The organism is Flavobacterium sp. 21.1 (assembly GCF_057801535.1).
Genome location: NZ_JBYNXA010000003.1, coordinates 153,996 through 167,093 on the forward strand (window position 1 = coordinate 153,996; position 13,098 = coordinate 167,093).

The window sequence follows — 13,098 nt, forward strand, 5'->3', positions numbered from 1 at the left end:
TAAAAAGGTCAGCAAAAAAGTAATGCCATGTTAAAAATAATTTCATTTTTCGGTTTACAGGACACGGATCTTAACGACAAAAGATTAATCCTCGTGAAAATAATCCTGATTTTTCTTTTTATCCTTTCTGTTTCACTTTTCATTGGCATGTTCTTTCAGAGCCAACATATTCTGCGTTATTCTTTAATCCTTTCCATCGTTTGGACGGTAAGTTTAATATCAGCGTTCCTCGCAAAGAAAGGCAACGTACGGGCGGTCGCATCATTTTACATTTCTTTTCTACTGATCATGATCATCCTGTTCTCGTGGAGCGGTGGCGGAATCAAGGCGCACGGCATCAAGCTTCTGCCGATTGTCGTATTATTTGCCGGTCTGACCATGGGAAAAAGGGAAATATGGGTTTTCGGAATCATTGCCGCATTGGGAAGCTTCCTTCTTGTTTTAGCAGAACATTTCAATTTACTCACCCGAAAAGAGCCACTCGGACTTACCCCTGTAATTCACTGGATATTCACCATAACCAGTATTTTTTTATTGTGTTTACTGGAGAATCTTTCTGTTGAAACATTACGAAAGGCCTTAGCAAAATCCCAGGAAGAATTGGAACTGAGAATCAAATCAGAAGAAGCCATAAAACTCCGAAACGAAAAACTGGTCGAAATTTCACAATTTCAATCGCACATGGTTAGAGGCCCTGTAGCAAGCATCGAAGGATTAATCAGCATCATCAATTTTGACGACCCGAACGACCCGAAGAATTACGAAATCATCCAAAAACTCAAAACCGCAACAGAAAATCTGGATTCCGTAGTGAACCAGATTGTGCAAAAAACAGACGAAATCAACGAAACAACAAAATAAAAAAGTTCGTTTTTTATTTTAACGGACGAAGTGTATTACTGTAAGTGATCACATACGGATTTGATTGCGAAGGATCCTTCATCACATAAATAAACTTATGCTTTTTAGCATTTTTAGTATCGATCACCGCTTCCTTTTTACTTCCTTCATCTGTTATTTTGGTGTCAAGTGTATTATCAATAGTGATGTAACCTGCAATTCCCGTACTCAGATTACTGATCGGAACTCCGGAATAAATCGATTTCTTTTCATTGGTGACGGTGACTTTTTCTCCTTTGAAACCTTTGGTCAGAATAATAACCGACGCTGTTTCGCCGGTAGCTTTCATCTCCGACAAAAATTTCTTTTTGGAACTTTGGGAAACAGATCTGAAATCATCACGATATTGAACCGTAGGCTCTTTTTTTTCTTCTGCAACTGTTTTCTTAGACGAACACCCTATGGCAAAAACCACCATCAGCAAAAAAGTAACTATATTTTTCATACGCTTTCATCATTAATCCTAACTATCTTAACGCACCAGACTACAATCTATTATATCTTTGTATAGTTAAATAAACGTCAAAATTTTCATGGTTCAGAAAATCGGACATCGCGGCGCCAAAGGATATCTGGCCGAAAACACATTGGAATCCTTCCAAAAAGCACTGGATTTAGGGGTTCACGGAATCGAACTCGATGTTCACGTTTGTGCTTCGGGCGAAGTGGTAGTCTTTCACGATTTTACCGTAGAACGAATGACCGATGGCAAGGGTGAGGTTCACAAACTGACCTTGTCCGAATTAAAAGAGCTAAAAGTAAACGGCGAATTTGAAATTCCGACCCTGACCGAAGTCTTCGATTCAATAAACCGAAAGTGCTGGATCAATGTCGAACTGAAAGGACATGGAACTGCCCAGCCGACCTGCGAACTGATTGAAAAATACATTACCGAAAAAGGCTGGACCTACGAAGATTTCATCGTTTCCAGTTTCCAAAAAGACGAATTGGAAAAAGCAAAAGCCATCAATCCTAAAATCCGATTAGCCACTTTATCCCAAGCCAGTGTGGAACAGGCTTTGGAATGGGCAGACGAACTCTCAGCCTACGCTATTCATCCGCATTTTTCACTACTGACCAGCGACAACATTCACGAAGCCAAAAAGAAAGGCTACAAAATAAACGTTTGGACCGTAAATCATTACGAAGATATCGAACGTCTGGAAGCCCATATTATCGACGGAATTATTTCCGATTTCCCGGATAGATTATGAGTACAAATTACGACATACTTATTATAGGCGGCGGTGCGGCCGGATTCTTTACCGCCATCAATATCGCAGAAAACGATCCGACATTAAAGATCGCCATTCTTGAACGGGGAAAAGAAGTACTTTCCAAAGTGAAAATTTCAGGTGGCGGGCGCTGCAATGTTACTCATGCCTGTTTCATTCCCAATGATCTGGTGAAATTCTACCCAAGAGGCGAAAAGGAATTAAAAGGCCCTTTTCATCAGTTTTGTTCTGGAGATACTATAGAATGGTTCGAAAAACACGGCGTGGAACTCAAAATCGAAGAGGACGGCAGAATGTTTCCGATATCGGACAGTTCGCAAACCATCATCGATTGTTTTTTAACAGCCACGAAGAAATTAGGAATTGATATTCTGACCGGGCAAAGTGTTCAATCCATTTTTAAAGGAGAAAATTATTGGAAAGCAGACACCAATCAGCAATCATTCAAATGTGATACGCTTGTGATTGCAACCGGCAGCAATCCGAAGATATGGGAAATGCTGAATTCTTTCGGACATACTATTGAAGAACCGGTTCCTTCGCTGTTCACCTTCAACATCAAAGATGCGAGAATTAAAGATCTGATGGGCGTTTCAGCCTTTACCTCCGTTAAAGTGAAAGACTCCAAACTCAAAGCATCCGGACCTTTACTGATAACCCACTGGGGCATGAGCGGACCCGGAATCTTACGCCTTTCCGCATGGGGAGCAAGAGAATTGGCAACCAAAAACTATCAATTTATTTTACAAGTCAATTGGCTCCACGAAACCGATTTCGAAGAAGCCATGGACACTCTGAAAGATCTGAAAGATGAAAATGCAAAAAAACTGGTCGTGAAATTCTGCCCGTTTGATTTTCCGAAACGTTTGTGGGAGAGCTTAGTTAATGCATCGGGAATTTCAGTTGAGACCAAATGGGCCGATCTGTCCAAAAAACAACTGACCGATTTAGCCAATCAGTTAACCAACGGACAGTTTCAGGTAAACGGAAAAAGTACTTTTAAGGAAGAATTCGTAACCGCAGGAGGCATCAATCTAAAGGAAATCGACTTTAAGACCATGCAAAGCAAAATCCACAACAAACTTTACTTTGCCGGGGAAATTTTAAATATCGATGCGATCACAGGCGGATTTAATTTTCAGAACGCCTGGACAGGAGGATTTTTAGCGGCACGTGCCATCACTGAAAAATAAGGTCGTTACTCCAAACCTCCTTTTAACGATTCCTGCCATAGCTTTAAGTCACGCCATTTTCCTTCATAAGCCAATCGTGCCTGACGCGGCCAGGTCGAAGGATTATGGAAAGCGAATTGTTCCCCTGCTTTATTCAGAATCTCATTACAGCGGTCTACCGACATTTCAGCAAAACTCTTCCAGGTCAAAATACCCGAGGTTTTAAATAACTGTTCAATCTTTGGCCCTACACCTTCAATTACCTTCAGATCATTCTCTTCCACATCTCTTCCCAAAACCGAAGAGGCAAAATCGTGATCAAACTCGTGAAATGACATTGGCTCGGCTGAGAATCCCAAAACATGACTACCGGACGCAAGTTTCGCTTTTAAAACTTCATTTTCAGATAAAAGCACAGCCATTCTTCTTTTTAGTTTTTCAACTTCAGAAGCATCCTTTGAACTTGAATTTACACCCGATTTCCCAATAACATAGCCTAACAAAACACCGACTAAACCAATAAGTAAAACAACAAAAGCTCCCATATTTCTAATTTTTTAGTTGATTCAAAAATCCATATAACAAACAGTTGGTTAAGAAAATGAAACCCTGAAGAAATGTGATTCCGGAGCGATTTTTGGGTAACCGTAAATTTAACGATAAAAGAAATTACCGCTCGCTACAAAAGTGTTGTTATAGATAAAAAGCAGAAAAAGTCGACGAAAAAACTACCAGTTCAGATAAACAATGGCAGCGTTTAAAATGGCCGCAAAACTAACCCATCCCAAATAAGGTAAAAGCAACATTGCCGCTATTTTATCCACCCTTCTGAAGACAATATAGGTTTCATAGATCATCAGCCAAAGCAGTGCTATTTCAGCCAAAGCCAGCAACGGGTTATGCAGACCGAAGAAAAGATAGGTCCATAAGATGTTCAACCCTAATTGAATCGCAAAAAACTGCAGTCCTTTACGAACGTTGATCCGATCCAACTCCATGCGATCCCAGACCAGACCAGCCGATATTCCCATCATGATAAAAAGCACGGACCAAACCGGAGCAAAAACCCAATTGGGAGGCGTGAATCCCGGTTTTATCAGGGTTGGATACCAAACCTCAACACTATCGCCCATGATGATTTTGGAAAAATAACCCATGCACAGGCAGGTAACAACAACGGTAAGGATTCGAGTGATTTTTTGCATTTGGATAAATTAGGTTTTCAAAAATAGGAAAAAACCGCAGATTCCAAAGCACTTTAGCACTGAACTAACTAAAAATGTATCTTTGCTTAAATTTTTCAACTTTTATGATTTCTGAAAAGGATTTTATCCAAAAAAACTATACCGTATCCACAGAAAGCGGCAATTTCGAATGGAGCGCTCCCAGCAATATCGCATTAGTTAAATACTGGGGAAAGAAAGACAACCAGATTCCGGCCAATCCTTCGATCAGTTTTACGCTGAACAACTGCAAGACGATCACCAAATTGGGTTTCGCAAAAAAAGAAAATGACGGCACTTTTTCATTCGATCTGCTTTTTGAAGGACAACCTAAAGAAGATTTCAAGCCGAAGATCCAAAAATTTTTCGAGCGTATTTTTGAATATTGTCCGTATCTGAAAGACTTCCATTTCACGATCGACACCCAAAACACTTTTCCGCACAGCTCAGGAATTGCTTCATCGGCATCGGGAATGGCGGCTTTGGCAGTGAACATCATGAGTCTGGAAAAGACTTTGAATCCGGCTATTTCGGAAGAACATTTCAACCAAAAAGCTTCTTTCTTAGCGCGATTGGGCTCAGGAAGTGCGTGTCGAAGCGTAAAAGGTGAAGTAGTTGTTTGGGGAAATCATGCAGAAATTGACGGAAGTTCTGATTTGTTTGGTGTGGAATTCCCTTCCCCTATTCACGAAAATTTCAAAAAATACCAGGACACGATTTTATTGGTAGACAAAGGCGAAAAACAGGTTTCCAGCACGGTGGGACACGATCTGATGTTCGGACATCCTTTTGCGGAACAACGTTTTTCTCAGGCGCATCACAATTTATCAGCCATCAGGAACGTTTTGGAAAATGGAGATATAGCACAGTTCATCAAAATCGTGGAAAGTGAGGCGCTGACTTTACACGCGATGATGATGACCTCAATGCCTTATTTTATTCTGATGAAACCTAATACACTGGAAATCATCAATAAGATCTGGAAATATCGGAACGAAACACAAATTCCGGTTTGTTTCACCCTGGATGCCGGCGCGAATGTACATGTGCTGTATCCGGACAATGTGAAAGAACAGGTTTTACAATTTATTCAGGACGAATTGGTTGGCTATTGTCAAAATGGTCAGTACATTTGTGACGAAATTGGCACGGGAGCTGTAAATTATAATTGATTTTTTACTACTTTTACGTTATTACGAATATCCAAAACCAGAACAAAAATGAAAGGACCGCTTTTTTATTCTAAGATCTTACTCTTTGGAGAATATGGAATCATCAAAGATTCTAAAGGCTTGTCTATCCCTTATAATTTCTATAACGGAGCGTTGAAAGTAGATGAAAATCTATCGGAAGAGGCCCAAAAATCCAATGCAAGTTTAAAGCGATTTGTCTCTTACCTGAAAGATTTACAGAGCGAACAGCCTGAGTTGGTAACCTTCAATTTGGATGCTTTAAAAGCAGATGTGGAGCGGGGGATGTATTTCGACTCCAGCATTCCGCAAGGGTATGGCGTAGGAAGCAGTGGTGCACTGGTGGCGGCGATTTATGATAAATATGCCAACAAGAAAATTACAGTTTTGGAAAACCTTACCCGTGAAAAATTATTGCAGCTGAAAGCGATCTTTTCTGAGATGGAATCGTTTTTCCACGGAAAAAGTTCAGGTCTTGATCCGTTGAACAGCTATTTGAGCTTACCGATTTTAATCAATTCCAAAGACAATATTGAGCCGACCGGCATTCCTTCACAAAGTACTGGAGGAAAGGGTGCCGTTTTCTTAATTGATTCGGGGATTGTGGGCGAAACAGCTCCGATGGTGAACATCTTTATGGAAAATTTAAAAGAAGAAGGATTCCGCAAAATGCTGAAATCCCAATTCATAAAATACACCGACGCCTGTGTGGAAAACTTCCTGCACGGCGATATGAAATCCCTTTTTGAAAACACTAAAAAGCTTTCCAAAGTGGTTTTGAACAACTTCAAACCAATGATCCCTGAGCAATTCCACCAGGTTTGGCAAAAAGGAATCGAGACTAACGATTATTACCTGAAACTTTGCGGTTCCGGTGGTGGTGGTTATATTTTAGGATTCACACAGGATTTGGAAAAAGCCAAAAATGCGTTGAAAGACTATAAACTGGAAGTGGTGTATCAGTTTTAACCCATGGTTTTAAATTGTAACGACAGGTCGATCAAACATTGCATTATTTAGAAGAAATATTCCGTGATGTTGCATATTACTGCCAATCCTATTTGTTTGGCTTTGCATTGCTTTTTGTGTTAGCTTTCTTTGTTCGACAATCTGGCAAAATAGCTTTGTTTACGTCCGGTAATAAAATCATTCCTGTCATAGGGATTTTGTACCTTGTTTCCTGTGTTTGCAATTATGCGATAACATTTTTTATGGCATGGTACTCCGGTGTTTCTTATGAACAGTATGCTTTTTTAGGAAATGTGATATTAAATAATATTTGGCTTGCCATTATTATTCCGATTTTATTTCTCTGCATACCAACACAACTGTTCTGGTTTAATTTTGTCAAAAACAAGAAATGGTTGATTTTCTTACTAACTTATTTCTTTATTTTTTCTTTTGAGAGGACATACATATTTTTTTCAGCATTTCACAGGGATTATTTACCCTCAACATGGACAATGTACCAAGGTGATATTTTGATTGAAGTAGCAATAAGTGTTTTGACATTTTTCATTGTAACAACCATATTCCATTTTAGAAAAGAAATTTTCTCAAGAGTAAAAACAACTTATAACTCTAAAACTTTTAAAACTTAGTAGATGCTCACTCGTAAAACAAAAATGTTACTGATGAAAATCCTCAGTTTGTTTTCTGTGGTGCGGGGGTATAACATCCCTATAATTGTCATCGCACAATATCTGTCGTCCATTTTTATTTTGGCACCTGAGAAAAGAGCGTTGGATGTTTTACTGGACTGGCGTCTTTTTATCATTGTTTTTGTTTCCACCCTAACGATTGCTTCGGGTTATATCATCAATAATTTCTACGACTCAGAGAAAGATCTGATCAACCGTCCTAATAAATCAATGCTCGATCGTTTGGTCAGTCAGAAAACGAAACTTCAGGTTTATTTCGGATTGAATTTTTTGGCAACAGCGCTCGCTTTTATCATTTCATGGCGCGCCGCTTTGTTCTTTGCGGTATACATTTTCCTGATCTGGTTCTATTCGCACAAACTCAAGAAATATCCAATCATCGGAAACCTGACCGCTTCTTTATTAGCAGTTTTGCCGTTCTTCGGTATTTTACTGTATTTTAAGAATTTCTATCACGTTATTTTTGCCCATGCCACCTTTTTATTTCTGCTGATCCTAATCCGTGAAATGATCAAAGATCTTGAAAACATAAAAGGCGATGTAGCCAATAACTACCAAACCATTCCGGTACGTTTCGGCGAAAAAACATCCAAACAACTCATAACGGTGCTGACCATTTCAACCGTGCTTCCTATTTACATTCTGATCGCAAGATTTGATGTAGGCTATATGGACATCTACTTTTACATCAGCCTGATCGTCCTAATCTTTTTCCTTTTAAAACTGTGGAAGTCCCAAACGCACGATGAATATGTGAAACTGCACAACACCATGAAACTACTTATTGTAGCCGGTGTTTTCTGCATTGTACTTATCGATCCTTCGGTTTTGGTTCACGGTCGGGCTGTTTTGAAGATCTAAATCCTAATATTTACATCTGAAACGTAGTAAAACAATCGTTTTGTCCGTGTTGTAACAAAATCCCCATTTCCAAATCCTAAATCCTTATCTTTGCACAAATTATAGTGAAATGAACAACGGAAAAGGAAATAATAAAAAAGGTTCTACATCAAAAAAAACAAGTGGCGGTTCGAAAAAATCAAGCGGTCCGGCTAAAGCTACGTTTAAGAAAGATGATAAAAAAACCGGTTTCCCTAAAGCAAAACCTGCTTTCGATAAAAAACCAAAAGCACCTAAAAAACCTGCCAATCCGGACGAAATCCGTCTGAACAAATACATTGCCAATTCGGGCGTTTGCTCACGCCGTGATGCCGATATTTACATCCAGTCCGGAAACGTAAAAGTAAACGGTGAAGTCGTTACCGAAATGGGGTACAAAGTCCAACTGAATGACGTCGTAAACTTCGACGGGAACACCATTACGCCGGAGAAAAAAGAATATATTTTATTGAACAAACCAAAAGGTTTCACCACTTCCAAAGAGGAAGACATCAATGCCAATAACGTATTGGATTTGGTTCGTGGTGCTACGAGAGCCAAATTACAAGCGGTAGGACGAATGGACAAAACAACGACCGGTTTGTTATTATTTACCAATGACACCGACATCGTTCGTAAGTTTACGATTCCGAATCAACGCTCTTCGAAAGTATACCAGGTTTCTTTGGATAAGAATCTGAAATATGAAGATCTGGAACGAATCGGAAGCGGATTGACCATCGACGGTCACCGTGTTTTTGTGGAAGAAGTATCGTATATCGAAGATCAGCCGAAAAGTGAAATCGGAATCAAAATGAAAACGTCCAATGTAAAAGTGGTGCGTTCCATTTTCGAACATCTGAAATACGACGTTCTAAAAGTTGACCGAGTGGTTTTTGCAGGTTTGACAAAAAAGAATTTACCAAGAGGCAATTGGAGATTCCTTACCGAACAGGAAATCATCAATTTGCGAAACATCTAAATAGAAAAAAGGCTAACATTTTCGTTAGCCTTTTTTATTACATCTTACTAAGCTTTTCTTCAATTGCTTTAAGTCTTTGCTCAAGTTCCTGAACGGTGGTTTGAAGTTGTTTGTTTTTTTCCTGCTCCTGTTCGATGATTTTCTGCTGTTCCTGAACCGCTTTTACCAGAGGCACGACAAATTCTGCGTAACGCAATCCGTAGAAATCGTTTTCGTTTTTAGGTTTGTCAACCCCGCTGAAATCAAAATTGTTCGCTTTGGCTGCTGCTTCTACTTCCTGTGCGATAAAACCGGTAGTGATTTCTGAGTATTTTTCACCGCTCAACCCGGAAGCGTCGGTAGTTTTCCCTTTAGAAACCCCTGTCATCTCATTGATTTTTTCACGGTTCAAACGATAAGTCACCGGGCGCAACTGCTGGATAAATTTAAGTCCCGGCACGTCTTCCTTAATATCTTCCTTAAAACGGCCATCTGAAATATTGGTCCAGTTTTGGTACCCTCCGATCGAGCTAACAAAAACATTTCCGATACGTACCATATTGCTCGCGGTTGCTGTCGCATCAATCCCCAAACAGGTCGTGTTGAAGAAAGTATTGGTATTAGGTCCCGTGTTATATCCAAGTGCTGTATTGTATGATCCTGTTGTGGTTGTAGTAAGTGAACCGCCTCCAACCGCTGTATTTTGGAAACCGGTGGTATTAGCAACAAGAGCAGACGTCCCATTAGCAACATTATAATATCCCGTTGTATTGCCGAAAAGTGAACTCATCCCGCTTGACACGTTGTAATTTCCGGTGGTATTGGCCACCAAAGCACCTCTCCCAATTGCCGTATTACCATTTCCGGAAGTATTGGTATAAAGTGCATTCAATCCAACAGCGACATTATCACTTCCTGTGGTATTGGATTTAAGCGCCTGAGTTCCGAAACCTGAATTATACCCCCCCGTGGTATTTAATGCTAACGTATTCCAACCATTTGAAGTGTTATAACTCCCAGTAGTATTGTCATTAAGTGCACTTAGCCCCGTAGCAGTGTTACCAATTCCTGTTGTATTGGCATTTAGCGTTTCATAGCCTATAGCAGTATTTTCGTTTCCTGTTGAATTAGCACTTAAGGAACCGTAACCTGCAGCAGTGTTTTTGCTTCCTGTGGTATTTGATCTTAACGAAATGACTCCCGTGGCAGTGTTAAAATTTCCGGTAGTATTAGAGTATAAGGTACTGTTCCCAGTAGCCGTATTCTGACTTCCGTCGGTATTGGAAAACATTGCATTCAATCCGGTTGCGGTATTCTCATTTCCTGTCGAATTTGTAAAAAGGGCAGCATACCCAGTTGCGGTATTATAACTACCTGTTGTGTTTAGATTCAGCGAATAACCGCCAGAAGCCGAATTAAAATTCCCTGTGGTATTCGTATAAAGCGCACCGCTACCATTTGCCGTATTAGACATTCCTACAGTATTGGAATACAAAGCATTATATCCTGTAGCAACATTTTCCGCTCCGGTAGTATTGGCATGCAGGGATTTGAATCCCACCGAAGTATTGTTGTTTCCTGTCGTATTGAAATACAACGCTTCTGAACCCATAGCCGTATTATTGCTTGCAGTGGTATTGGAATATAGAGCCCTTTTACCATGAGCCGTATTTTCATTTCCGCCGGTATTGCTGCGAAGAGCCCATGCTCCACTGGCTGCATTACTGTTTCCTGTTGTGTTGGCATAAAGGGTAAAGGCACCCGTTGCTGAATTTTCATTACCTGTGGTATTATTGAAAAGTGCATTGTAACCTATCGCTTCATTGTTCCATCCTGTACTATTGTTTCTTATCGCCCCACTTCCAATTCCAACATTATTGGATCCGGTAGTATTGCTATACAGGGAATAGCTTCCAACAGCAATATTATCATTACCTGAAGTATTGGTATACAAAGCAGATGGCCCGGCAGCAAAGTTATAATCGCCATCAAAATTACTATACAAGGCATTATACCCGATTGCAGTATTATAGAACCCGTAGGCGTTAGTATACAATGATTGCGTTCCTACAGCCGTATTTCTGCCCGCATTAATATTGGAATACAAGGATTTATAACCCAAAGCCGTATTTTCAGCTCCGACTGTATTGGAGTAAAGGGATTGCGTCCCCAGTGCTGTATTATACGTGCCACTTGTATTGCTGTATAACGACTGATAACCAACAGCAACAAGATGAGAAACAGCAGTATTGGAGAAAAGGGATTGGGTACCCAAGGCCGTATTGTAGAAACCTGTAGTATTTGCGTATAGGGACTGCGAACCCATTGTAATATTCCCGTATCCGGTTGTATTTTGAAAAAGAGACTGGTAACCGTCAGCCGTGTTTCCGCCTCCAGTTGTGGTAACAGCGAGGGCATAAGTTCCATTAGCTGTATTAAAAGAAGCTGTAGTGCTGGAACCTAAAGCTCGATAACCATTTGCCACATTTTCCATTCCTGTTGTATTGGAAAGCAATGCTTCGGTACCCATCGCCGTATTACCGATTCCTACACTGTTGTCACGCAATGCGTTTACTCCGGTAGCAGTATTGGAACTTCCGGTAGTATTGTTCATTAACGACTGATATCCGATTGCCGTATTTCTTATAGCATTAAAGTTTGTATAAAGTGATCGGTATCCTACGGCCGTATTCTCTGTACCTGAAATATTACTATAAAGAGACTGATGCCCATAGGCTACATTAAAAAAACCTGTTGTATTGTTAAGCATTGCCTCAACTCCTGTTGCTATGTTACCATACCCCGTTGTATTGTAACGCAGTGCAGAAAGGCCTGTAGCGGTATTACTATAACCTGTCGAATTGTTCATCAATGCAAAACATCCACTTGCTGTATTATTAGTTCCGGTTGTATTCGTAAAAAGCGCATCAAATCCATTTGCCGTGTTGTAACCGCCAACGGTATTCATATAAAGTGAGTTGACTCCACTTGCCGTATTGTAATTGCCTGTAGTATTGGAATAAAGCGAAGCATATCCTGAGGCTGTATTATTTACTCCCGTTGCATTTGAAAAAAGCGTGTAGCTCCCATTTCCGGTATTAAAACTTCCAGTAGTATTTGCTGCAAGCGATAGCGTACCAAGAGCAGCATTAAAATTCCCCGAAGTATTCGAATAAAGAGCCTCTGAACCGATGGCAATATTTATGCTACCCGTTGTATTGGAAAGCATGGCCTGATATCCCAGTGCTACATTACGAAATCCTGTTGTATTACTGTTTCCGGCCTGATAACCCAGAAAGACAACACCTCCAGCATCTACTCGGCCGGCCTTCTGATTATTCACCTTAAAATTTAAAGGGACATTATCGGTTGTACCTAAAAAATGAACCCCGTCTGTCGTTCCGGAATTCCCAGTTAATTCCCAACCCGCTTTGCCTTTTATGCCGACCCAGCTTGTGGAGCCATTATCCCAATAATAAAATCCCGGCTGATTGCCTGCTGCTGTTGTAGTAAGATAAACCATCATCCCGGTCTGTGCTGCACCCGGATTTACCGCTGGAAAAACATCTATTTTCGGAATAAGGAGCCCATCCATAATGGAAGGGACCGCCTGATTACTGGACTTAATATCCAATTGTGCGTTCGGAGTAGTTGTATTAATTCCTACCTGCGAAAAGGCTTCAAAAGAAAGGAAAATCAATCCAAGAAGGGGTAACTTTTTTTTCATACTTGATTCTATAAAGGCTGACTGTACTTTTGGGGTATACAAAAATGGATCAACTATTTTCCATAAAAAAGCGATAATAGACGAACGACTTTTTAAATAGACGGACGACTTTATTTTTGTTAAAATTTTTATACATTTGGCTCAGTGGCA

Annotated in this window: 12 protein-coding genes; 8 read left to right on the top strand and 4 right to left on the bottom strand. The window is 40.2% G+C overall.

Translation table 11 applies throughout. The annotated features are described in order from the left end of the window. Positions 1–27: 27 nt before the first annotated feature. The gene (locus tag AC3E9U_RS07405) at positions 28–861 is read left to right on the top strand and encodes a hypothetical protein (protein WP_488746268.1); all 834 of its coding nucleotides are present in this window, start codon (positions 28–30) and stop codon (positions 859–861) included. 13 nt (positions 862–874) lie between these two features. Here AC3E9U_RS07405 and AC3E9U_RS07410 read toward each other — a convergent pair whose 3' ends face one another. Next, positions 875–1,345: a hypothetical protein gene (locus tag AC3E9U_RS07410; protein WP_488746269.1), complete on the bottom strand. Its 471-nt coding sequence runs from the start codon at positions 1,343–1,345 to the stop codon at positions 875–877. An 88-nt stretch (positions 1,346–1,433) separates the two neighbouring features. Here AC3E9U_RS07410 and AC3E9U_RS07415 point away from each other — a divergent pair, with 88 nt between their 5' ends. Then, the gene (locus AC3E9U_RS07415; protein ID WP_488746270.1) at positions 1,434–2,114 is read left to right on the top strand and encodes a glycerophosphodiester phosphodiesterase; all 681 of its coding nucleotides are present in this window, start codon (positions 1,434–1,436) and stop codon (positions 2,112–2,114) included. Beyond that, the gene (locus AC3E9U_RS07420) at positions 2,111–3,328 is read left to right on the top strand and encodes a BaiN/RdsA family NAD(P)/FAD-dependent oxidoreductase (protein WP_488746271.1); all 1,218 of its coding nucleotides are present in this window, start codon (positions 2,111–2,113) and stop codon (positions 3,326–3,328) included. The genes AC3E9U_RS07415 and AC3E9U_RS07420 overlap by 4 nt, the downstream gene beginning before the upstream one ends. Positions 3,329–3,333: 5 nt before the next feature. Here AC3E9U_RS07420 and AC3E9U_RS07425 read toward each other — a convergent pair whose 3' ends face one another. Continuing rightward, positions 3,334–3,852: a hypothetical protein gene (locus AC3E9U_RS07425; RefSeq protein WP_488746272.1), complete on the bottom strand. Its 519-nt coding sequence runs from the start codon at positions 3,850–3,852 to the stop codon at positions 3,334–3,336. A 183-nt stretch (positions 3,853–4,035) separates the two neighbouring features. Then, positions 4,036–4,512 carry a TspO/MBR family protein gene (locus AC3E9U_RS07430; protein ID WP_488746273.1) on the bottom strand — a complete coding sequence of 159 codons (477 nt, stop codon included), beginning with the start codon at positions 4,510–4,512 and terminating at the stop codon, positions 4,036–4,038. Between the two features lie 104 nt (positions 4,513–4,616). On the opposite strand from AC3E9U_RS07430, the gene AC3E9U_RS07435 reads away from it, so the two are divergent. From AC3E9U_RS07435 to AC3E9U_RS07455, 5 genes are all read left to right on the top strand, one after another. After that, a complete protein-coding gene (locus AC3E9U_RS07435) occupies positions 4,617–5,702 on the top strand; it encodes a diphosphomevalonate decarboxylase (protein ID WP_488746274.1) in 1,086 nt (361 codons plus the stop codon). A 48-nt stretch (positions 5,703–5,750) separates the two neighbouring features. Continuing rightward, a complete protein-coding gene (locus AC3E9U_RS07440) occupies positions 5,751–6,689 on the top strand; it encodes a mevalonate kinase family protein (RefSeq protein WP_488746275.1) in 939 nt (312 codons plus the stop codon). A 38-nt stretch (positions 6,690–6,727) separates the two neighbouring features. Then, positions 6,728–7,321: a hypothetical protein gene (locus tag AC3E9U_RS07445; RefSeq protein WP_488746276.1), complete on the top strand. Its 594-nt coding sequence runs from the start codon at positions 6,728–6,730 to the stop codon at positions 7,319–7,321. Between the two features lie 3 nt (positions 7,322–7,324). After that, positions 7,325–8,242 (top strand): geranylgeranylglycerol-phosphate geranylgeranyltransferase, encoded by a 918-nt coding sequence (locus tag AC3E9U_RS07450; protein ID WP_488746277.1) that lies wholly within the window; start codon positions 7,325–7,327, stop codon positions 8,240–8,242. A gap of 109 nt (positions 8,243–8,351) precedes the next feature. Beyond that, complete coding sequence (locus tag AC3E9U_RS07455) at positions 8,352–9,242, top strand: pseudouridine synthase (protein WP_488746278.1); 891 nt, start codon at positions 8,352–8,354, stop codon at positions 9,240–9,242. A 37-nt stretch (positions 9,243–9,279) separates the two neighbouring features. On the opposite strand, the gene AC3E9U_RS07460 is transcribed toward AC3E9U_RS07455, so the two are convergent. Next, the gene (locus tag AC3E9U_RS07460) at positions 9,280–12,948 is read right to left on the bottom strand and encodes a tail fiber domain-containing protein (protein WP_488746279.1); all 3,669 of its coding nucleotides are present in this window, start codon (positions 12,946–12,948) and stop codon (positions 9,280–9,282) included. Positions 12,949–13,098 lie beyond the last annotated feature (150 nt).